Below are 20,248 nucleotides of genomic sequence, written 5' to 3'. Positions count from 1 at the left end.
GGTGCTGGACTTATTCGTAGCCAAAGCTACGCACCCGCGCTGCATCGTCGGCCCAACCCGAGCGTACTTTGACCCACAGCTCTAAGAACACTTTGGCGTCGTAGAGTTTTTCTAGCTCGGTGCGGGCTTCCATGCCCATGCGCTTCAGACGTTCGCCTTTGTCGCCAATCACCATGGCTTTGTGGCCATCGCGCTCCACCACGATGGTGGCGGCAATGCGCACCAGGCGCTTGACGCCTTTGGTCTTGCCCTTTTCTTCTTCAAACTTATCAATGATGACGGTCGAGGTATAGGGCAATTCGTCGCCGGTCAAGCGGAAGAGTTTTTCGCGCACCATTTCGGCGGCCATGAATTTTTCACTGCGGTCGGTTAGCTCGTCAGCGGCGTACATCCACGCTTGCTCGGGCAGGTACTTTTCACAAATGCCCAACAGGCGCTGCACGTCTTTGTCGTTCTTGGCCGACATGGGCACGATCTCGGCAAAGGGGTGACGGTCTTGCATGGCTTGCAGCCACAGCATGATGTCGGCACGGTTTTTCATGGTGTCGAGTTTGTTGGCAATCAACAGCGTGGGGATGCCTTGCGCCAGCAGCGACAGCACGCGCTCGTCGGCGGGTGTGAAGCTGCCCGCCTCGACCACCAACACCACCAAGTCCACATCACCCACCGCGCCTTGCACGGTTTTGTTCAGCGACTTGTTTAGCGCATTGCTGTGGATGGTTTGAAAACCGGGCGTGTCAACAAATACAAACTGTGACGCGCCTTGGGTGTGCATGCCCGTGATGCGGTGGCGCGTGGTTTGCGCCTTGCGCGAGGTGATACTGATTTTTTGGCCGACCAAGGCGTTGAGCAAAGTCGACTTACCCACGTTGGGTTTGCCCACGATGGCAATCAAACCGCAGCGTTGGTCTGCGGGGGCGACCACCGCTTGACTAGCTACAACACGATTGCCTTTGCTGGCAGCCAGCATGGCATCGATATCTTGCAGGGTTTGTTCGTTGTTGGATGGGGTTGCCATTATTTGAGCCCGTTGTCTTTTATTACTTGAAGCATGGCTGCTGCGGCGGCTTGCTCTCCTGCGCGGCGCGAGCCGCCAATGCCACGCTCGCAGCGGGCCAGTTCTGGAACTTCACATTCCACATCAAAAGTTTGTTTGTGCGCTGCGCCTAAGGTGCCCACCACACGGTAGATGGGCAGGTTGAACTTGCGTGCTTGCAGCCATTCTTGTAATTCAGTTTTTGCGTCTTTACCAACCGCTTGCATCTCAGGGTTGATCTCCACCTTGGCAAAGATACGTTGCACCAAGGCGTCTGCGACGACGTAGCCAGCATCGAGGTACACCGCACCCAACACAGCTTCGAGAGCATCGGCCAAGATGGAGGGGCGTTTTTGCCCACCCGAGTTCATTTCGCCCTCACCCAATCGCAAGATGCCAGACAAGCCCATGTCGACGGCCAAGTGGTGCAGCGTGTCTTGCTTGACCAAGTTGGCACGCACGCGCGAGAGGTCACCCTCGGGCAAGGTGTTAAGGCGTTGGTAAAGCAAATTGGCCACAGCCAAGTTGAGCACCGAGTCACCCAAAAACTCCAAACGTTCGTAATGGTCAGAGCTGAAACTGCGATGCGTCAGGGCCTGCGTGAGCAGCGCAGGATTTTGAAAGGTGTACTCCAAGCGCGCTTGGAGCGTCTCAATGATTTGTTGTTGAGACGGGCTGGGTCGGTCTGAACGTGCGCGTGCTGTCATTGAAATGCGCCGATGCGCGCGAGGCTGCCAAAGTTCATCCAAACAAAGAAGGCTTTGCCCACAATGTTTTTCTCTGGAACAAAGCCCCAGTAGCGCGAGTCGAGTGAGTTGTCGCGGTTGTCACCCATCATGAAGTAGTGGCCTGCGGGCACTTTGCAGGTCACACCTTCAACGGTGTATTGGCAGTTGCCTTTGAAGGCAAAGTCTTCTGCGCCTGGAATGAACGAAGGACGGTCTTTGTCGTTTAACAAATTGTGCGTGCGCACGCCCGTCATGTCAGAAGACTTTGCGCCCAAGGGCAGTTTTTCTTCAAATTGGGTGATGTATCGCATGCTGTCTTCTTCGAAGAAGTCAGAACGCGGGTCTTTACTGACCCCTTGGCCGTTGATGGTGAGCTGTTTGTTGAGGTAAGCCACTTCGTCACCGGGCACGCCAATGACGCGCTTGATGTAGTCAAGGCTGGGCTTGGGTGGGTAGCGAAACACCATCACGTCGCCGCGCTGCACGGGGTTGCCATCGGTCAGCTTGGTGTTGATCACGGGCAAGCGCACACCGTAGTGAAACTTGTTCACCAGAATCAGGTCGCCCACATGCAAGGTGGGAATCATCGAGCCTGATGGGATCTTGAAGGGCTCAAACAAGAATGAGCGCAACACAAACACCACGGCAATGACGGGGAACAGGCCCGCTGTCCAATCCAGCCACCAAGGTTGCATGTACAGACGCTCTTTAGCGGCTGTCACGTCTACATCGGTTTGGGTGATGCCCTGCTTGTTCAGCTCTGCCGTGCGCTTGTCGGCTTTGGCCTGCAAGCGATCCGCCGCAGCTTTGCGTTGAGGCAAGAAATAGAACTGCTCGGCCAACCAGTAAATACCGGTCACCACAGTTGCCATGAACATGAGCAAGGCAAAGTTGCCTTCAATCATGCCCACGTACCAAAACCCAGCGTAGCCCACAAAGGCTGCCAATACGAATGCGGTCAATGTAGCCATCAATCCTCCACCTGCAAAATAGCCAAGAAGGCTTCTTGCGGAACTTCCACCGAACCAATTTGCTTCATGCGTTTCTTACCTGCTTTTTGTTTTTCAAGCAGCTTGCGTTTGCGACTGATGTCGCCGCCGTAACATTTTGCCAGCACGTTTTTACGTAAGGCCTTGATGCTTTCGCGCGCAATGATGTTGGAACCAATGGCGGCTTGAATGGCCACGTCAAACATTTGACGGCTAATGATTTCGCGCATCTTCGCCACCACAGCTCGGCCGCGGTAGAGGGACTGCGAACGGTGCACGATGATGGACAAAGCATCCACCTTCTCGCCGTTGAGCAAGATGTCGACCTTCACCACGTCTGCAGCGCGGAATTCTTTGAACTCATAGTCCATGGACGCGTAGCCGCGTGAGACAGATTTGAGCTTGTCAAAGAAGTCGAGCACGATTTCGCCCAAGGGCATTTCGTAGGTGAGCATCACTTGACGACCGTGGTACGCCATGTTCAGTTGCACGCCGCGCTTTTGGTTGGCCAGCGTCATCACGGGGCCGACGTAGTCTTGCGGCATATACAGGTGCACGGTCACGATGGGTTCGCGTATTTCGTGCAGCTTGCCTTGATCGGGCATCTTGGAAGGGTTTTCCACCATCACCACTTCGTCACCAGGCATGACGACTTGGTAGACCACGCTAGGGGCTGTGGTGATCAGGTCTTGGTCAAACTCGCGTTCCAAGCGCTCTTGCACGATTTCCATATGCAACAAGCCGAGAAAGCCGCATCGAAAACCAAAACCCAAGGCTTGAGATACTTCGGGCTCGTATTGCAACGAGGCGTCGTTGAGCTTGAGCTTTTCGAGCGCGTCACGCAGGCTGTCGTATTGGTTGGCTTCGGTGGGGTACAGGCCCGCGAAAACTTGCGGTTGAATTTCTTTAAAACCAGGTAAGGCTTGCTGAGCAGGTCCCAAGTTGTTGGGCAGCTTCTTTTCTAAGGTGATGGTGTCACCCACCTTGGCGGCTTGCAACTCTTTGATACCCGCAATGATGTAGCCCACTTGGCCGGCTTCGAGCGATTGACGCACCTCGTTGGCAGGGGTGAACACGCCCAGGTTATCGGCGTTGTAGACCGTGTTGGTCGCCATCATTTTGAAGCGCTCACCCTTACCAAGGCGACCATCCACCACACGCACCAGCATCACAACACCCACATAGGTGTCAAACCAACTGTCCACAATCATGGCGCGCAATGGCGCATTGGGATTGCCTTTGGGTGAGGGAATCTTGGCGACGACGGCTTCTAAGATCTCATCGATGCCCATTCCTGTTTTGGCAGAGCAAGGAATCGCGTCAGTCGCATCTATGCCAATGACGTCTTCCACTTCCGCTTTCGCGTTCTCTGGATCCGCGTTGGGCAAATCCATTTTGTTGAGCACAGGAATCACTTCGACACCGAGGTCGAGTGCGGTGTAACAGTTGGCTACGGTTTGCGCTTCAACACCTTGACTTGCATCGACGACGAGCAACGCGCCTTCGCACGCTGAGAGTGAACGCGAGACTTCATATGAGAAGTCAACGTGACCCGGTGTGTCGATCAAATTCAGGTTGTAAATCTGACCGTCTTTTGCTTTGTATTGCAGCGCAGCCGTCTGCGCTTTGATAGTTATCCCACGCTCTTTTTCGATGTCCATCGAGTCAAGAACTTGTGCAGACATGTCGCGTTCATCCAGGCCACCGCAACGTTGAATTAAACGATCTGCCAGCGTAGATTTGCCGTGATCAATGTGGGCAATGATTGAGAAGTTTCTGATGTTGTTCATCAACGGGAACACTTAAGTGATTGAATTCAAAGGAAGAGCGCCAAGAAAAAAGGGCGCGTCATTCGCTGACGCGCCCGGAACCAACAAGCAATGGCAACTGCATAAAGTTGGAAGTTCATTGTAGGCAAAAACCCCGATTTGCAAAGAGACCTCAACTCAAAAGAGGCCTCGTTGCGGGTTCGCAACATGAATTTATCCACAACTTATTAACATTTTGACAAAGGGGGTTTGGGACAACTTGTGGGCGATCTGTGGATCACCTGTGGAGTCTGTCTGCCAATCCCATATGGTGGAGTTTTGAGCTTGCGATATATCGCAAAAACGCATTCAGCCACTCAATTCTATACAAAAAGAGCTTGAGCACATTATTTAAGTTAGTAAACACCAACTTCATGAGAATTTTCAGGGCGTTAAAAATATTTTTCATCACCTCTGATTCCCAACCTTGAGAAAAGGATTTAACGCGTTGGGCGAATCACGGTGTATTGGGCCCATTCGCCCCGGCGGATCAACAAACTTACTGGCTTACTTCGGTCCAGTTTGGCGACCACGGCCTCAAACGTTTGCACATTGGGTGTTTCATTGTTGGCCAAGCTCAAAATCACATCCCCCTCTTGTATACCTGCACGCGAGGCGGGCTCAGCCACCGCGTCCACGCGCACGCCACCGCGCAGCTTGAGTTCTTTTTTCTGTGCGTCGGTCATCTCACTCAAGGTCAAGCCCAAAAGCTTGGTGACGTTAGCTGCTGGCGGCTTCTCTGGGGCCACAGCCTTTTTTACAGGTTTTTCAGCTTCAACCTCACCCACGCTAATAGGCATGTCTTTAAGGCTGCCACGACGCCACACCTGAATGGTGCTGCGTGTGCCCGGCTTGATGCTGCCCACCATGCGAGGTAGATCGCTCGACTTTTCAATGACCTTGCCCTCGAACTTTAAAATGATGTCGCCCGGCTCTATACCGGCTTTCTCAGCAGGCGAGCCCTGCTCGACACCACGCACCAAAGCGCCTTGCGCCTTGGACAGGCCCAGAGACTCGGCAACCTCTTTGGTCACTTGGTCAATCTGCACACCCAAGCGCCCGCGCTGCACCTTGCCCGTGGCACGCAGCTGTTCGCTCACGCGAACCGCTTCGTCAATCGGAATGGCAAACGAGATGCCCATGAAACCGCCGGAGCGGGAATAGATTTGGCTGTTAATGCCCACCACCTCGCCGCGCATGTTGATCAGCGGCCCCCCCGAGTTGCCGGGGTTAATGGCCACATCTGTTTGAATGAAAGACAAATAGTCACCCGTGTCACGCTGCTTGGCGCTCACGATGCCAGCGGTCACGGTGTTATCCAACCCGAAGGGGGAGCCAATAGCCATGACCCACTCACCCACTTTGAGGCGGTTGACATCGCCAATCTTCACAGCGGGCAGGCCCACGGCGTCAATCTTCACCACGGCCACGTCGGTGCGCTTGTCTAAGCCCACGATGCGAGCTTTGAATTCGCGCTTGTCTGGCAACGTCACCACCACTTGGTCTGCACCGTCCACCACATGGGCATTGGTCATCACAAAACCATCGGCTGACAAAATGAAGCCCGAACCCACACCTCTGGGTTGCTCATCGGGCTGACCACGGTTGGGGCGCTGCTGGCGCGGTGCATTGGGCGCATTGGGGGTGGGCATGGGAACACCAAAGAAGCGCCTGAAAAACTCTTGCATCTCTGGATCAGGCTCGTTGCCTTGCCCGTCACGCACTGCTGCTTTTTCCAGGGTGCGAATGTTCACCACCGAAGGGCCTACTTGTTCCACCAACTCGGTGAAGTCGGGCAAGCCTTTGACCATGGCGCCGCTGCCCGAAGACTGATTGCTCTGCGCCGAGGCCGGCTGCACCAGCACCGCACTCAGGGCTGTGACGCACAATGCCGCGCACAAAGAGGCATGACCAGCCTGCAAATGCGACTTCAAAACAGAACGATTCAACGCAAATAAACGGGCCATGCTTCTTCTTTCAATGCTTAGCATCGCGTTGATAAACAGCGCGACGCAAATCTTGCCAATGGTGGCTGGCTCCTTCCGAGCCCAGCCACAACCAAAGTGGTTTCGGACTTAGTGTGTCAGATGCGGGTTGCCAGCGTAAAACCAAGGCTTTTTGCACATCCAAAGCCACACTAACCTCACCCAATGCGTCTTCTTGCCCATGGCCATGGGTCTGTAAGCACCACACTTGGCCATCCCATGTAAGCGTGCCGACTTGACCCAGTGCACGCCAACCCAAAAATGCACCTAATGCTGCAGCGATGGCGGCCGCATACCAGACAGAAGTCATACCTTGATTAAATGCCCACGCGAACAACACCACCGACGAGAGCATCGTGAAAGATGCATAAACCCAACGCTGAAAAGCACAACGCCCCAGCGGATATGAAACCGATGGGGCGTTGTACATGGCAGAAACCTTAGATGCGTTTGAAAACTAACGCGCCGTTGGTGCCACCAAATCCAAAGTTGTTTTTGAGGGCGATATCAATCTTCATGTCTCGCGCGGTGTTGGCGCAGAAGTCCAAGTCGCACTCGGGGTCTTGGTTGAAAATGTTGATCGTGGGTGGGCTCTTTTGGTTATGAATGGCCAACACCGTGAACACGCTCTCAATGCCGCCAGCACCACCCAACAAGTGGCCGGTCATCGACTTGGTCGAGTTGACCACTGTCTTCTTGGCGTGGTCCCCCAACGCAGCCTTGATGGCGTTGGTTTCGTTGATGTCGCCCAGTGGCGTGGAGGTGCCGTGCGCGTTCAAGTAATCGACTTGGTCAGCATTGACCCCCGCGTTGCGCAACGCGCTCAACATGGCGCGGCGTGGGCCGTCCATATTAGGTGCTGTCATGTGGCCTGCATCAGCGCTGAGGCCATAGCCACCCAACTCTGCATAAATTTTGGCGCCGCGCTTTTTGGCGTGCTCATACTCTTCGAGTACCAAAACACCAGCGCCTTCACCTAAGACGAAACCATCGCGGTCGCGGTCCCAAGGACGCGAAGCGGTGGTGGGATCATCATTGCGGGTTGACAGTGCGCGCATGGAGGCGAATCCACCAACGCCCAGAGGAGAAATACAGCCTTCTGAGCCGCCAGCAATCATCACGTCGGCGTCGCCATACTCGATGTGACGGCCAGCTTCGCCGATGCTGTGCAAACCAGTGGTGCATGCGGTGACCACGGCAAAGTTAGGGCCTTTAAAGCCGAAACGCATGGACACATGACCAGAAATCATGTTGATGATGGACGCTGGTACAAAGAATGGAGAAATGCGACGTGGGCCTTTGGCCAACATTTCGTCATGCATGCTTTCGATCAGGGGCAAGCCCCCAATGCCGGAACCGATCACAACACCAATGCGCGTCGCTTCTTCTTCGCTCAGGGCTTCGCCAGTGGCAAGGCCTGAGTCTTGAACCGCTTGCACCGCCGCAGCAACGCCGTAATGAATGAACTTGTCCATGGCACGCGCCTCTTTTGGAGGAATGTATTGGTCAAGGTCTAAATCTTTTACTTCACCAGCAAAGTGACAATTGATGCCAGACGCATCAAAACGCGTGATGTTGGCTATGCCAGATTTACCAGCTAAAAGATTGGCCCAAGCGTCAGCCACCGTGTTACCCACGGGGCTGATACAACCTAGGCCGGTCACGACGACGCGACGACGGCTCATGCGGTGTTCCTAATAGTTAGGCTTTTTTGTGGGTCAACGCGTAGTCAATCGCGTTTTGCACGGTGTTGATTTTTTCGGCATCTTCGTCTGGAATTTCAATACCAAACTCATCTTCCAATGCCATCACCAATTCCACTGTGTCCAAGGAGTCGGCACCCAAATCAGCCACGAAAGCTTTTTCGTTGGTTACTTGAGACTCTTCAACGCCGAGTTGTTCAGCAATGATTTTTTTGACACGCAGTTCGATATCGCTCATGGATTCCCTCTAAGGGTTGTGAATAAGACCGCTATTTTAACCGGACGGACTGACCGTATTGATTCTGTTTTTTGTTTTGCTGCAAATGGCCTTAAGCCATGAACATACCGCCGTTGACATGCAACTCTTGACCCGTTACGTAACTGGCGTGAGAGCCAGCCAAATAGGCCACAGCGTGGGCAACGTCAGCTGGCTTACCGAGGTGTCCCAATGGGATTTGACCCAGCAAGGCTTTTTGTTGTTCTTCAGGCAACGAGGCCGTCATATCGGTCTCGATAAAGCCTGGGGCTACGCAGTTGACCGTGATGCCCCGACTGCCCAGTTCACGCGCCAAAGCGCGAGTCATGCCAGCCACACCGGCCTTGGCTGCAGCATAGTTGGCTTGTCCTGCATTGCCAGAAGCACCCACCACGCTGGTGATGCTGATGATGCGGCCATAGCGCTGCTTCATCATGGGACGCATCACGGCGCGTGACATGCGAAACACGGCTTTAAGGTTGGTGTCGAGCACGGCATCCCAATCGTCATCTTTCATGCGCATGGCCAAGGTGTCGCGGGTTATGCCAGCGTTGTTCACCAACACATGCAAAGCGCCATGGTCTTTGATGATTTGCTCCAGCAAAGCGTCGATCGCTGCTGCATCATTGACGTTGAGGTTCGCACCGCGGCAGCCTGCATGCGCGGACAAGGTTTGTGATATTTTGGCTGCGCCTTCGTCCGAAGTGGCAGTGCCGATGACACAGTAGCCTTGTTGGGCCAAGTCTTGGGCAATGGCTGCACCGATGCCACGCGAAGCGCCTGTTACCAAGGCAATGTGTTGTTTGTTGTCGCTCATCGTCTTCTCTTTTATTTAAGCTAAAGCAGTTTTGACTTCGGCCAACGTGGCTGGGTCAAACAAAGGCAAGCCTGTTAAATCTGCATCGATACGCTTAACCATGCCAGCCAAGACCTTGCCTGGGCCGCATTCGACCAAGGTGGTCACGCCGCGCGCCTTAATGGCCGCCACACACTCGACCCAACGCACAGGACCAAAGGCTTGGCGGTACAACGCATCACGCAAGCGGTTGGCATCGGTTTCCACCGCTACATCGATGTTGTTCACCAAAGGAATTTGCGCAGTAGCAAAAGTAGTGGTGGCGAGTTTTTCTTTCAGGCGCTCAGCAGCAGGCTTCATCAGACTGGAGTGGAATGGTGCAGAAACAGGCAAAGACAAGGTACGTTTGGCGCCGCTGGCCTTAAGCACTTCACAGGCTTTTTCTACGGCAGCTTTGCTGCCAGCAATCACGGTTTGACCTGGGTCGTTGAAGTTCACAGCCTCCACCACTTCGGCAGAGTCTGCGCCAAAAGTGGCTTGCGCTTCGGCGCAGCCTGCCATCACTTGCGCCGCAGTCATACCCAAAATAGCGGCCATGGCGCCGGTACCCACGGGCACCGCCTCTTGCATGGCTTGGGCACGGAAGCGCACCAAAGGTGCGGCTTGAGCCAGCGTCAACACACCCGAAGCCACCAATGCTGAATATTCACCCAAGGAGTGTCCTGCAACCACACTCGGTACAGCGCCGCCTTCGGCCAACCAAGCGCGATAAGCCGCGACGGCTGACACCAACATCACTGGCTGTGTATTGGTGGTCAACCCCAAAACTTCCTTGGGACCTTCCTGAATCAACTTGACCAAGTCTTCGCCCATGGCATCTGATGCTTCTGCCAAGGTTTGAGCCACCACAGGGTTATCACCCCAAGCGTCGAGCATTCCGACGGATTGAGAGCCTTGACCTGGAAATACAAAAGCAAATGAAGTCATAACGTATGTAGAAAATTGACAGAGCAAGTCTTGTGCAGACTTACAGCTTGACGAGCACCGCGCCCCAAGTGAAACCGCCACCCACACCTTCAAGCATGAGGGTTTGGCCGGCTTTAACTTGACCAGAACGCACGGCGTGGTCTAAGGCCAGTGGAATGGATGCCGCTGAGGTGTTGCCATGGTCGTGAACGGTTAACACAACCTTTTCCATGGGCAGTTTGAGTTTTTTAGCTGTGCTTTGAATGATGCGGATGTTGGCTTGGTGCGGCACCAGCCAATCGATGTCGGCCTCCGTCAAACCCGCCTTGTCGAGTACGGTGCGAGCTGCCCCCTCAAGCAAGCCCACAGCCAACTTAAACACGGCTTGACCGTCCATCTTGAGCACAGGGTCACCCAAAATATTGCCGTTGCACACATGACCCGGCACGCACAAGATGCCCGCATGTTTGCCATCGGCATGGATGTCTGTGGCCAAAATGCCAGGCGTCTCTGACGCCTCTAGCACCACAGCGCCAGCACCGTCGCCAAACAACACACAAGTGGTGCGGTCTTGGAAGTCGAGCAAGCGCGAGAAAATTTCAGAGCCCACCACCAAGGCACGCTTGGCGTTACCCGCACGAATCATGGCGTCGGCCACGGTCAGCGCATAAATAAAGCCGCTGCACACCGCCTGAACGTCAAACGCGGGGGCGCCAGCAATGCCTGCAGCTTCATCGTCTAACTTGGCGAGTTTGTGCTGCAAGATAGCTGCGGTGGAGGGGAACACCATGTCAGGCGTGGACGTGGCGACGATGATGAGGTCTATATCTTGCGGCCTGCGACCTGCGGCATCCAAAGCTTGCTTGCAAGCCTCGAAAGCCAAGTCGCTGCTGTTGACGTCGGGGGCGGCAAAGTGGCGAGCACGGATACCCGTGCGCTCAACAATCCATTCGTCCGAGCTTTCCACACCTTGTGTGGCGAGTTCCGCGACCAAGTCTGCGTTGGTCAACCGGCGGGGAGGGAGAAAACTTCCGGTGCCGGTGATTCGGGAGAAAAGGGTCATTAATCTGTTGGCTCAGGCCGAGACGTCTGATTGTCCTAGGGCTAACAAAGGAGCCGCATGGGCAATTCGAGAACGCACACGTTCGAGCAAGTTATGGTGAGCTGCATCATACGCGCGGTTCAAAGCAGTACCAAAGGCTACATCATCGGCTGAGCCGTGGCTCTTGAAAACGATGCCATTCAGGCCAAGCAGTGCTGCGCCGTTGTAACGGCGGTGATCGACCCGGTCCTTAAAGTCAGATAGAACAGGATAAGCAAAGATGCCTGTTATTTTGGTGAAGATGTTGTGCGTAAATGAATTTTTAAGTGTTTCACTGATCTTTCGCGCCAAGCCTTCACTGGCTTTCAAGGCCACATTACCTACAAAACCATCACACACGATCAAATTCACCACGCCTTCATAAATATCGGTGCCTTCAACGTTGCCCACAAAATTCAAATCGCCTGATTTGGCTGCATTTCGCAACAAATCAGCGGTTTTCTTGATGACTTCGCTGCCTTTAATGTCTTCCTCGCCAATGTTGAGCAAGCCAACTGTCGGATTTTCGATGTTGTCGAGCACGGACACCAGCGCAGAGCCCATGACGGCAAATTGCAGCAAATGTTGAGGTGTGCAGTCAACGTTAGCACCCAAATCGAGCATGGTGGTGCCACCGCCTTTAAAGTCAGGCATGCGACCAGCGATGGCCGGACGGTCGATACCGTCGATGGTTTTCAGGAGATAGCGTGCGATCGCCATTAAAGCACCCGTGTTGCCAGCTGATACCACCGCCTGGGCTGCACCGGTCTTGACTTGCTCAATCGCCACGCGCATGGACGAGTCTTTTTTGCGTCGCAGCGCGACTTCGATGGGGTCATCCATGGCCACCACCTCGGAAGCCGCAATGACTTGAGCGCGAGGATGCGAAAAAGACGACAGTGCATCTGGCAAACCCACTAGCAAAAGCTTTGCGTCTGGGTGAGTTTCCAAAAAACGGCGACAAGCCACCAGCGTGACGCACGGGCCATGGTCGCCACCCATGCAATCAACAGCTAGAGTGGTCATGCAGGTTTCTTATCGTCAAAAAAACAAAAGCCCGAGGCGCCAAAGACAGCCACGGGCCTATGAAGAGTGAAGTAATTAAGCTTCAGACTTGGTCTTCAACACCTTGCGACCACGGTAAAAACCGGTGGGGCTGATGTGATGACGCAAGTGAATTTCACCCGTTGTAGGCTCAACGGCTGTACCAGGCGCTGTCAATGCTGTGTGCGAGTTGTGCATGCCGCGCTTGGAAGGAGATTTTTTGTTTTGCTGAACAGCCATGATTGGCTCCTAGAACTAAATGTGGTTTAACCGTTGGGCCACAAACCAACCGAGGGTCAGCGTGACACGAAGCCAATAATTATAGCTTAACTCCTGGGATTTCAATGCTTGCGAGTTTTAAGCGATGCCAACACTGCAAATGGGTTGGGTTTGACCTCAGCCAAGATAGCCTCCTCTTCAGCAGAAGTTGGCGCCTGCTCACTCAAACAGGCAGGATGCATAGGCACCAAGGGCAAGCTCATGAGCAACTCATCCTCAATCAACGCCATCAAGTCGAAGCTGTCCTCCAAGACCAGCAGGTCTTCATCTGACTCCTCATCTTCGGCCAGAGCCGTGGCTTCATCGGCCACAAAGCGGAAATCTTGCTCAATGAGCAATTCCGCCTGCACGGGGTGCAAGCAGCGCTGGCAGGTCAAGGGCACGGTGGCTTTGGCTTCAAGGTGCAACCAAGCATCGTCTTTGCCGCGCTGTTCTGGGTCAATAGCGCCTTGCGCTGACCACGACACGTGACCCGTCACCTTACCGCTACAGTCTGCGGCCAAACGCTCAAACTCTGCCAAGGGGGTGTCGCCCTCTAGGTGCATTTGCGCTTTGGTAAAGGCTTTGACATCAAGGGCGTGAAGGTTCTTTGGTGTTTGCATGCGCGCCAGTGTAAGAGAATCTAGCCATGTCTATTGCTCAACGCGCCCTGATTTTGGGCTCTACCTCCCGATACCGCCGCGAACTGTTGCAACGTTTGCGTGTGCCTTTTGATGTGGTCAGCCCCGATGTGGATGAAACGCCTCTGGCCGGCGAAGCCCCACAAGCCCTAGCCGTCCGTCTGGCCTTGGCCAAAGCAAAAGCTGTGGCCATCCTGCATCCCAACGCGGTGGTGATTGGCTCAGACCAAGTGGCTGACCTCAACGGAGAGCCCCTGGGCAAGCCAGGCAACCACGCGCGTGCCGTGCTGCAACTGCAACGCATGCGCGGCCAGACCGTGGTGTTTCAGACCGCCGTGTCAGTGGTTTGCGTAGCCAGTAATTTTGAGCAAACCGAACTTGCACAAATCAAGGTACGTTTTCGCGACCTGAGCGATATCGAAATTGAAGCCTACTTGCGTGCGGAAGAACCCTACGACTGCGCGGGCAGCGCCAAAAGCGAAGGCTTAGGCATTGCCCTGCTTGACGCCATCGACAGCGACGACCCTACCGCTCTCATTGGCTTGCCCATGATCCGCACCGCTCGTCTGCTACGCGCGGCGGGCATCGACTTGCTGGGAGCGATGAAGCCATGACCGCTGCACCTCAAAAAGGCACGCTCTACCTTGTACCTACGCCGCTTGACTTTGGGTGCGACACCCAAGCCCCCATCACCGATGTTCTGCCGCAAGAGACCCTGCGCGTGGCGGCAAATGTGACGCACTGGATTACTGAAAATGCAAAGAGCACCCGCGCCTTTTTGAAGCGCGTCGATGCCCACGTGCCGCTAGCCAAAACCATTCAAGAAAACACCATCACCGAACTGCCCCGCGAGGTGCACAAAAAAGGTGACCACAACGGTGAGTTTGACGCCAAGCCCCTGCTCCAAGCCGCCTTGGCAGGCCACGATGTGGGCTTGGTCAGCGAAGCCGGCATGCCTGCGGTGGCTGACCCTGGCTCGTCGGTGGTGCGCGCCGCGCACGAGTTGGGTATTCGCGTGGTGCCGCTGGTCGGCCCCGTATCCCTGCTGCTGGCCTTGGCCGCTAGTGGTTTGAACGGACAAAACTTTGCGTTTGTCGGCTACTTGCCGCAAGACGGCGCTGCACGCACGCAGCGTTTGCGCGAGCTGGAAAGCCTCGCTGCCAAGCTTGGCCAGACTCAAATGTTTATTGAAACGCCGTACCGCAACCAAGCTTTATGGGAAGCCTTGGTCAGTGGCCTGCAAGGCAACACGCGCTTGGCTCGCGCCAGTGGCTTGACCATGTCCAGCATGCAAGTGCACTGCAAAACTGTGCAAGCTTGGCGCAGTATGGGCAAGGCCCAAATTTCCGGCGAGCCCACTGTGTTTTTGATTGGCAAGTAGGGGTTAGCGCACCACGGGCATGGTTTGCATGGCACGTACCGCACCCTCGCCGATGGCAGCACCAAAGCGCTTGGCCAAACGCTCAGCCACGTTTTCGTGGCGCGTGTAGTCAATAATTTCTTCTGCCTTCACGATTTCGCGGGCCACATAGTCTAGGTTGCCCAGGCCATCGGCCAAGCCAAGGTCCACTGCCTGCTCACCGCTCCAAAACAAACCACTGAACAACTCCGGCGTTTCTTTCAGACGTTTGCCACGACCTTCACGCACGACTTGAATAAACTGTTTGTGAATTTGGTCTAGCAAAGTTTGCGCGTGGGCGCGTTGGTTTTTGGTCTGGGGGCTGAACGGGTCTAAGAAACCTTTGTTCACGCCTGCTGTCATCAAGCGGCGCTCCACACCCAGTTTGTCCATCAAACCCGTGAACCCAAAACCATCCATCAGCACGCCAATGCTGCCCACGATACTGGCTTTGTCCACATAAATTTCGTCAGCGGCCACAGCGATGTAATAAGCCGCCGAAGCGCACGACTCTTCCACCACGGCGTAGACCGGTTTTTTGTGCTTCTCTTTCAAGCGGCGAATTTCGTCGTTGATGATGCCCGCTTGCACGGGACTGCCACCGGGGGAGTTGATTTGCAACACCACTGCCTGAGAGCCTTCGTCTTCAAAAGCAGCACGCAAAGCCGTCACCACCCACTCGGCGCTGGCATCGGACCCATCGGCGATTTCACCTTTGATGGCCACCACCGCGGTGTGGGGTTGGCTAATGTTGGCGCCTGTCACACCGCCTTTGTGCATGCCCATCCAAAGCAATGCGGCCACAAGGAACAACCAAGCAAAACGGAAAAAAATGCGCCAGCGACGGCTGGCACGCTGTTCGGCCAGCGTGGCAAACGCCAAGCGCTCTAAGGTATCGCGCTCCCACACCGTTTTGTGGCTGGGGTTTTCGGAGTTTGTGTGCTGTTCGGACATATCAATGGGTTTTCGTAAATTAGTCTAAAAATTCGAAAGGTTTCAAGTTGTAAGCAGTATGCCAGCGGACCACGCCGTCTTCTTCGCTGAGGTCAATTTTGACCAAGCCACCACGGCACGGGCCACCCTTACATTCGCCCGTGTCGGGCGCGTACTCAGCGCCGTGGGTGGCGCAAAGCAACCATCGGCCGGAGGCGTCAAAAAACTGGTCGGGTTGGAAGTCCATCTCCATTGCCACATGGCTGCAGCGATTCAAATACGCATGCGGCTGGCCTTCAAAGCGAATGGCAAACGCGCGGCAAGTTTGGCCCGCAAACACCACATCAAATGGCACGGCGCGTCCACCCTCGGCCAAGTCGGTGCTGTTGCACAAGGGCATCAGGTGAGAAGCAAAGTCATTCATGGCTATCACGCGTTCTCCAACAACCAATCGTGCAACTCCTTCACAGAGTGCGCGATGAATCGTGGGTTCAAGGGTTCAAACTGGCCGTGGTCGTGTGCGCCGTAGCTCACACCCACACTGGCGCAGCCGGCGTTCACAGCCATTTGCAAGTCGTGTGTGGTGTCTCCAATCATCAAGGTGCGCTCGGGCTCAACGCCAAACTCGCGCATCAGCTCGTGCAGCATGCGGGGGTGGGGCTTACCTGCGGTTTCGTCTGCCGTGCGCGAGCCATCGAAAACGCCCTTGAGCTCAGCCGTGTGCAAAGCATCATCCAAACCACGGCGGCTTTTTCCGGTAGCCACAGCCAGCCAATGGTGCCGTTGGCGCAAAGCGGCCAGCAAAGGCAACACACCTTCAAACAAAGCAATGTCGTTGGCGTGTTTCATGTAATGGAAACGATAACGCTCACCCAATAGCGGGTACTTGTCTTGTGGCACATCGGGCGCGGCATGTGCCAGCGCCTGCATCAGCGCCATCCCAATCACATACGATGCGGCCTCGTCCGTGGGCTTGGCGCCTCCTACATCTACTACCGCAGTTTGTATGCAGCGGGTGATGATTTGGGTGGAGTCAAACAGCGTGCCGTCCCAATCGAAGGCAATCAAATCAAACTTGCGCGGGCGAGTGCTCATACGTCGAGGTGCGGCTGAATGATGGGAGGCTGTATGCCATCGACAAAGTTTTTCAGCTCTGGCGGCAGCGGCGCTTGCAGGCTGACGGGGCGGTGGCTTTGCGGATGCTGGAACTTGAGCTGCCAGGCGTGCAAGAACATGCGCTTGAGACCCATCTTGTGCAGCAGTTTGTTGTGCTCAAAGTCACCGTATTTATCGTCACCCGCAATCGGATGGCCTTGGCTGGCCAAGTGCACGCGAATTTGATGGGTACGTCCGGTCTTGATGGTCACTTCCAGCAAGGTGTATGGGCCCACCGTGCGCGCCACGCGCACCAGCGTGATGGAGCGCATGCCGTTTGGATCGTCTTTGTCCACCACTTTGACGCGGCGTTCACCCTCGCCTACGCCGGTTTCGACGGTGTACTTAAACAAGGGCGAGTCAATCACCTTCTTGTTCGATGGCCACAGGCCCAACACCAAAGCCAAATAGGTTTTACCCGTTTCGCGATCACGGAACTGGTCTTGCAAGTTTTTAAGCGCGCTGCGCTTTTTGGCCACCAGCAGCACACCTGACGTTTCGCGGTCTAAGCGGTGCACCAGTTCTAGGTTGATTGAAGCTGGGCGGGCGCGGCGCAATTGCTCGATCACGCCAAAGCTCACACCGCTGCCGCCGTGCACGGCCACGCCTGCGGGTTTGTCGATGGCCATCATGGCCTCGTCTTCCATCAGGACGGGAAACTCACGAGCTGGGGCGGGAGCGTCAGCCTTGGCCTGCACTTGGGCCGAAATGCGCACCGGCGGCAAACGCACCAAATCGCCAGTCTCCACGCGCTGGTCAGCTGAGGCGCGGCCTTTGTTGACCCTCACCTCCCCTGAGCGAATAATTCGATAGACGTGGGTTTTTGGCACACCCTTGAGGTGGCGCATGAGAAAGTTGTCTAAACGTTGACCCGTCGAGTCTTCGTCGACTGTCAGTGTTTTTACCGAGGGGGCAAGGGTTGGGGCCGAAGCCCCTATAATGTGATTCACCAGCGTTTTGCTCTAAGTGCTTGATTTAACACAGATTAGACCATGTACTGTAGAACGCGGTAAGGTCGATGCCCCTTTTGTGCCCGAGACGCAGACCCAGTACCCAAGAGACTGAGTGGCACTCGCCCCAAAAGTTGAGCCGACGCTCAGAAAACACCGAAATGGAATACCCCAAGTTGTGGAGGCTCTTTTGAAAAGCCTTCATGACGGATGACTGCAAGAAGCAAAAACGATGGTTGTGGCAATGATGATGTTGATGGAACTCTGCACAAAGTGGCTTTTGCCACCTTTGGTGTGCAGCGTTGCGCGTCGCACCATTGCCCGCTGGACCAGCCCTGTCTCCCCTGCAACGGCCGATCAAGCCACGCACTCGACAACAGGACAACCGCGACTTCTTGCCCTTATCCACGCGCCCACACACCGTCCCCTGCGCTAATCACATTTTGATTCGCGCGGCGGCTTCGGTTTCAGCGGCAATTCCCTTCGTTCTCTGACGTCCCCTCAGGCATCGTTGGCCCGTCATGGGCCTGTGATGAATTGACACGTGAAGGAACCGCATCATGAAACGGATGCTGATTAATGCAACCCAGTCGGAAGAACGCCGCCTGGCCATCGTCGACGGCCAAAAACTGCTTGACTATGAAATTGAAATCGAAGGCCGCGAACAGCGCAAAGGCAACATCTACAAAGCAGTAGTCACCCGCGTCGAGCCATCGCTCGAAGCTTGTTTTGTAGATTACGGCGAAGACCGTCATGGCTTTTTGCCATTCAAAGAAATCTCCAAGCAGTACTTTACTGAAGGCGTATCGGTGAGCCAAGCGCGCATCCAAGACGTCATCAAGGAAGGCCAAGAACTGTTGGTCCAAGTGGAAAAAGAAGAACGTGGCAACAAGGGCGCAGCCCTGACCACCTTCGTTAGCTTGGCCGGTCGCTATGTGGTGCTCATGCCCAATAACCCTCGCGGCGGTGGCGTCAGCCGTCGCATCGAGGGCGATGACCGCGCAGAACTCAAAGAAGCGATGGACCAATTGGAATACCCAAAGGGTATGTCCATCATCGCGCGCACCGCTGGCATTGGCCGCAGCGCACCTGAGTTGCAATGGGACTTGAACTACTTGCTCAAGTTGTGGACCGCTATTGACGGCGCGAAGGGCGGCAAAGGCGCGTTCTTGATTTACCAAGAATCGAGCTTGGTGATCCGGGCCATCCGTGACTACTTTAACCACGATATCGGCGACATCCTGATCGACACCGATGACATCTACGAGCAAGCGCATCAGTTCATGGCCCATGTCATGCCTGAGCACGCCGCTCGCGTGAAGCGCTACAGCGACGAAACCCCGTTGTTCAGCCGCTTCCAAATCGAACACCAAATCGAATCGGCCTACGCCCGCACCGTCAACCTGCCATCGGGCGGCGCGATTGTGATTGACCACACCGAAGCGTTGGTGTCAGTGGACGTCAACTCGGCCCGCGCGATCAAAGGCGGTGACATCGAAGAAACCGCTACACGCACCAACCTTGAAGCCGCTGACGAAGTGGCCCGCCAAATGCGCTTGCGCGACTTGGGCGGCTTGATCGTCATCGACTTCATTGACATGGACGAAAGCCGTAACCGCCGCGATGTGGAAACCCGCTTGCGCGATGCGCTGCGTCATGACCGCGCGCGCGTGCAATTTGGCACCATCAGCAAATTCGGTTTGATGGAAATGAGCCGCCAACGCCTGCGTCCTGCGCTGAGCGAAGGCGCTTCCATACCTTGCCCTCGTTGCGGCGGCTCTGGCCACGTACGTGACACCGAGAGCTCAGCCCTGCAAATCTTGCGAATCATCCAAGAAGAAGCAATGAAGGACAACACGGCTGCCGTTTACGCCCAAGTGCCGGTGGAAGTGGCCTCGTTCTTGCTGAACGAAAAGCGCACAGAGATTGCCAAGATCGAAATCCAACAACGCTTGAACGTGTTGCTCGTGCCGAACAAGACACTGGAAACACCGAACTACAAGTTGGAGCGTCTGAAGCACGACGACCCACGCCTCGACCGCGTGGAAGCCAGCTACAAAATGGCCGAGGAGTTTGAAGACCCCACCGCCGTGACCCGACGCTCGCAAGAGCCCACCAACAAGCAAACGCCTGTCATCAAAGGCGTGCTGCCTGATGCGCCCGCTCCGGCACATTTGCCAAAGCCTGCGGCACCGGTGAAAGCCGCTGCACCTGCACACAGCCCACGCGGCCCCAAGCCAGCAGCCAAAGCACCCGAAGCCAAAACTGGTTTGTGGGGTTGGGTCACAGGCTTGTTCAGCAGCGACACGGAAGAAAAAACCAAGCCAGCGCTGGACGACAAAAAACTCGGCGAGCGCCGTGATGGTCGCAGCGCCAATGGCCGAGGCGGCCGTGGTGGTCGCGGTGGCCGTGGTGGTGACCGCGCCGAGCGCGGTGATCGTCCAGAGCGCGGCGCCGACGGCCGCAACGAGCGCGGCGCCGACGGCCGTAACGAGCGCAACGCCGATGGCGTTGAGACCC

At 55.5% G+C, this 20,248-nt stretch carries 21 protein-coding genes; 3 read left to right on the top strand and 18 right to left on the bottom strand.

Annotated features, from left to right (window positions below; translation table 11 throughout):
* Nucleotides 1-10 precede the first annotated feature (10 nt).
* The 14 genes from era to ABWP81_RS02200 form a co-directional block, all read right to left on the bottom strand.
* Complete coding sequence (gene era / locus ABWP81_RS02265; RefSeq protein WP_502905502.1) at nt 11-970, bottom strand: GTPase Era; 960 nt, start codon at nt 968-970, stop codon at nt 11-13.
* A 47-nt stretch (nt 971-1,017) separates the two neighbouring features.
* Nucleotides 1,018-1,743 carry a ribonuclease III gene (gene rnc, locus ABWP81_RS02260; protein ID WP_353138903.1) on the bottom strand — a complete coding sequence of 242 codons (726 nt, stop codon included), beginning with the start codon at nt 1,741-1,743 and terminating at the stop codon, nt 1,018-1,020.
* Nucleotides 1,740-2,735 (bottom strand): signal peptidase I, encoded by a 996-nt coding sequence (gene lepB / locus ABWP81_RS02255; RefSeq protein WP_353138900.1) that lies wholly within the window; start codon nt 2,733-2,735, stop codon nt 1,740-1,742. The genes rnc and lepB overlap by 4 nt, the downstream gene beginning before the upstream one ends.
* A complete protein-coding gene (gene lepA, locus ABWP81_RS02250) occupies nt 2,735-4,543 on the bottom strand; it encodes a translation elongation factor 4 (protein WP_353138897.1) in 1,809 nt (602 codons plus the stop codon). The genes lepB and lepA overlap by 1 nt, the downstream gene beginning before the upstream one ends.
* Nucleotides 4,544-5,001: 458 nt before the next feature.
* Nucleotides 5,002-6,528, bottom strand: coding sequence for a DegQ family serine endoprotease (locus ABWP81_RS02245; protein ID WP_353138894.1), 1,527 nt, complete (start codon nt 6,526-6,528; stop codon nt 5,002-5,004).
* Between the two features lie 10 nt (nt 6,529-6,538).
* Nucleotides 6,539-6,856 carry a hypothetical protein gene (locus ABWP81_RS02240; RefSeq protein ID WP_353138891.1) on the bottom strand — a complete coding sequence of 106 codons (318 nt, stop codon included), beginning with the start codon at nt 6,854-6,856 and terminating at the stop codon, nt 6,539-6,541.
* Nucleotides 6,857-6,986: 130 nt separating this feature from the next.
* Nucleotides 6,987-8,231, bottom strand: coding sequence for a beta-ketoacyl-ACP synthase II (gene fabF, locus ABWP81_RS02235; protein WP_353131702.1), 1,245 nt, complete (start codon nt 8,229-8,231; stop codon nt 6,987-6,989).
* A 16-nt stretch (nt 8,232-8,247) separates the two neighbouring features.
* Nucleotides 8,248-8,487 (bottom strand): acyl carrier protein, encoded by a 240-nt coding sequence (gene acpP / locus ABWP81_RS02230; RefSeq protein ID WP_104801359.1) that lies wholly within the window; start codon nt 8,485-8,487, stop codon nt 8,248-8,250.
* 91 nt (nt 8,488-8,578) lie between these two features.
* Nucleotides 8,579-9,322, bottom strand: a complete 744-nt coding sequence (gene fabG, locus ABWP81_RS02225; protein ID WP_353138888.1) for a 3-oxoacyl-ACP reductase FabG — start codon at nt 9,320-9,322, stop codon at nt 8,579-8,581.
* A 15-nt stretch (nt 9,323-9,337) separates the two neighbouring features.
* Nucleotides 9,338-10,288: an ACP S-malonyltransferase gene (gene fabD / locus ABWP81_RS02220; RefSeq protein ID WP_353138885.1), complete on the bottom strand. Its 951-nt coding sequence runs from the start codon at nt 10,286-10,288 to the stop codon at nt 9,338-9,340.
* Between the two features lie 40 nt (nt 10,289-10,328).
* The gene (locus ABWP81_RS02215; protein WP_353131705.1) at nt 10,329-11,330 is read right to left on the bottom strand and encodes a beta-ketoacyl-ACP synthase III; all 1,002 of its coding nucleotides are present in this window, start codon (nt 11,328-11,330) and stop codon (nt 10,329-10,331) included.
* 12 nt (nt 11,331-11,342) lie between these two features.
* The gene (gene plsX, locus ABWP81_RS02210) at nt 11,343-12,374 is read right to left on the bottom strand and encodes a phosphate acyltransferase PlsX (RefSeq protein WP_353131706.1); all 1,032 of its coding nucleotides are present in this window, start codon (nt 12,372-12,374) and stop codon (nt 11,343-11,345) included.
* A gap of 75 nt (nt 12,375-12,449) precedes the next feature.
* Nucleotides 12,450-12,632: a 50S ribosomal protein L32 gene (gene rpmF / locus ABWP81_RS02205; protein ID WP_100131470.1), complete on the bottom strand. Its 183-nt coding sequence runs from the start codon at nt 12,630-12,632 to the stop codon at nt 12,450-12,452.
* A 101-nt stretch (nt 12,633-12,733) separates the two neighbouring features.
* Entirely contained in the window at nt 12,734-13,273 is a 540-nt protein-coding gene (locus tag ABWP81_RS02200) for a YceD family protein (protein WP_353138882.1), read from the bottom strand.
* A 26-nt stretch (nt 13,274-13,299) separates the two neighbouring features.
* Between ABWP81_RS02200 and ABWP81_RS02195 the strand changes: the two genes are divergently transcribed.
* Both ABWP81_RS02195 and ABWP81_RS02190 read left to right on the top strand, forming a co-directional pair.
* Nucleotides 13,300-13,905 carry a Maf family nucleotide pyrophosphatase gene (locus ABWP81_RS02195; RefSeq protein ID WP_353138879.1) on the top strand — a complete coding sequence of 202 codons (606 nt, stop codon included), beginning with the start codon at nt 13,300-13,302 and terminating at the stop codon, nt 13,903-13,905.
* Nucleotides 13,902-14,672, top strand: a complete 771-nt coding sequence (locus ABWP81_RS02190; protein WP_353138876.1) for an SAM-dependent methyltransferase — start codon at nt 13,902-13,904, stop codon at nt 14,670-14,672. Before ABWP81_RS02195 ends, ABWP81_RS02190 begins: the two co-directional genes overlap by 4 nt.
* Before the next feature lie 3 nt (nt 14,673-14,675).
* On the opposite strand, the gene ABWP81_RS02185 is transcribed toward ABWP81_RS02190, so the two are convergent.
* The 4 genes from ABWP81_RS02185 to ABWP81_RS02170 are packed head-to-tail and all read right to left on the bottom strand — an operon-like array spanning nt 14,676 to nt 17,728.
* Nucleotides 14,676-15,644 carry a S49 family peptidase gene (locus ABWP81_RS02185; protein WP_353138873.1) on the bottom strand — a complete coding sequence of 323 codons (969 nt, stop codon included), beginning with the start codon at nt 15,642-15,644 and terminating at the stop codon, nt 14,676-14,678.
* Between the two features lie 19 nt (nt 15,645-15,663).
* Nucleotides 15,664-16,047 carry a Rieske (2Fe-2S) protein gene (locus ABWP81_RS02180; protein WP_353138870.1) on the bottom strand — a complete coding sequence of 128 codons (384 nt, stop codon included), beginning with the start codon at nt 16,045-16,047 and terminating at the stop codon, nt 15,664-15,666.
* A 5-nt stretch (nt 16,048-16,052) separates the two neighbouring features.
* Nucleotides 16,053-16,718 (bottom strand): HAD family hydrolase, encoded by a 666-nt coding sequence (locus tag ABWP81_RS02175; protein ID WP_353138867.1) that lies wholly within the window; start codon nt 16,716-16,718, stop codon nt 16,053-16,055.
* Nucleotides 16,715-17,728 (bottom strand): RluA family pseudouridine synthase, encoded by a 1,014-nt coding sequence (locus ABWP81_RS02170; RefSeq protein WP_353138864.1) that lies wholly within the window; start codon nt 17,726-17,728, stop codon nt 16,715-16,717. Before ABWP81_RS02170 ends, ABWP81_RS02175 begins: the two co-directional genes overlap by 4 nt.
* A gap of 560 nt (nt 17,729-18,288) precedes the next feature.
* Between ABWP81_RS02170 and ABWP81_RS02165 the strand changes: the two genes are divergently transcribed.
* A partial coding sequence (locus tag ABWP81_RS02165; RefSeq protein ID WP_353138861.1) for an Rne/Rng family ribonuclease occupies nt 18,289-20,248 on the top strand: 1,960 nt, incomplete at its 3' end.

It is taken from the genome of Limnohabitans sp. (assembly GCF_040401135.1).
Taxonomy (GTDB): Bacteria; Pseudomonadota; Gammaproteobacteria; order Burkholderiales; family Burkholderiaceae_C; genus Limnohabitans.
This window is presented reverse-complemented; position numbering and strand designations above follow the sequence as displayed.

Excerpts from the sequence above, each read along its gene's own strand:
- ABWP81_RS02180 (WP_353138870.1), bottom strand. The coding sequence starts at position 16,047 with ATGAATGACTTTGCTTCTCACCTGATGCCCTTGTGCAACAGCACCGAC.
- plsX (WP_353131706.1), bottom strand. The coding sequence starts at position 12,374 with ATGACCACTCTAGCTGTTGATTGCATGGGTGGCGACCATGGCCCGTGC.
- ABWP81_RS02195 (WP_353138879.1), top strand. The coding sequence starts at position 13,300 with ATGTCTATTGCTCAACGCGCCCTGATTTTGGGCTCTACCTCCCGATAC.
- ABWP81_RS02200 (WP_353138882.1), bottom strand. The coding sequence starts at position 13,273 with ATGCAAACACCAAAGAACCTTCACGCCCTTGATGTCAAAGCCTTTACC.
- ABWP81_RS02175 (WP_353138867.1), bottom strand. The coding sequence starts at position 16,718 with ATGAGCACTCGCCCGCGCAAGTTTGATTTGATTGCCTTCGATTGGGAC.
- fabD (WP_353138885.1), bottom strand. The coding sequence starts at position 10,288 with ATGACTTCATTTGCTTTTGTATTTCCAGGTCAAGGCTCTCAATCCGTC.
- rpmF (WP_100131470.1), bottom strand. The coding sequence starts at position 12,632 with ATGGCTGTTCAGCAAAACAAAAAATCTCCTTCCAAGCGCGGCATGCAC.
- ABWP81_RS02240 (WP_353138891.1), bottom strand. The coding sequence starts at position 6,856 with ATGACTTCTGTCTGGTATGCGGCCGCCATCGCTGCAGCATTAGGTGCA.
- ABWP81_RS02245 (WP_353138894.1), bottom strand. The coding sequence starts at position 6,528 with ATGGCCCGTTTATTTGCGTTGAATCGTTCTGTTTTGAAGTCGCATTTG.
- fabF (WP_353131702.1), bottom strand. The coding sequence starts at position 8,231 with ATGAGCCGTCGTCGCGTCGTCGTGACCGGCCTAGGTTGTATCAGCCCC.
- ABWP81_RS02215 (WP_353131705.1), bottom strand. The coding sequence starts at position 11,330 with ATGACCCTTTTCTCCCGAATCACCGGCACCGGAAGTTTTCTCCCTCCC.
- lepB (WP_353138900.1), bottom strand. The coding sequence starts at position 2,735 with ATGGCTACATTGACCGCATTCGTATTGGCAGCCTTTGTGGGCTACGCT.
- era (WP_502905502.1), bottom strand. The coding sequence starts at position 970 with ATGCTGGCTGCCAGCAAAGGCAATCGTGTTGTAGCTAGTCAAGCGGTG.
- fabG (WP_353138888.1), bottom strand. The coding sequence starts at position 9,322 with ATGAGCGACAACAAACAACACATTGCCTTGGTAACAGGCGCTTCGCGT.
- ABWP81_RS02185 (WP_353138873.1), bottom strand. The coding sequence starts at position 15,644 with ATGTCCGAACAGCACACAAACTCCGAAAACCCCAGCCACAAAACGGTG.
- acpP (WP_104801359.1), bottom strand. The coding sequence starts at position 8,487 with ATGAGCGATATCGAACTGCGTGTCAAAAAAATCATTGCTGAACAACTC.
- ABWP81_RS02190 (WP_353138876.1), top strand. The coding sequence starts at position 13,902 with ATGACCGCTGCACCTCAAAAAGGCACGCTCTACCTTGTACCTACGCCG.
- rnc (WP_353138903.1), bottom strand. The coding sequence starts at position 1,743 with ATGACAGCACGCGCACGTTCAGACCGACCCAGCCCGTCTCAACAACAA.
- lepA (WP_353138897.1), bottom strand. The coding sequence starts at position 4,543 with ATGAACAACATCAGAAACTTCTCAATCATTGCCCACATTGATCACGGC.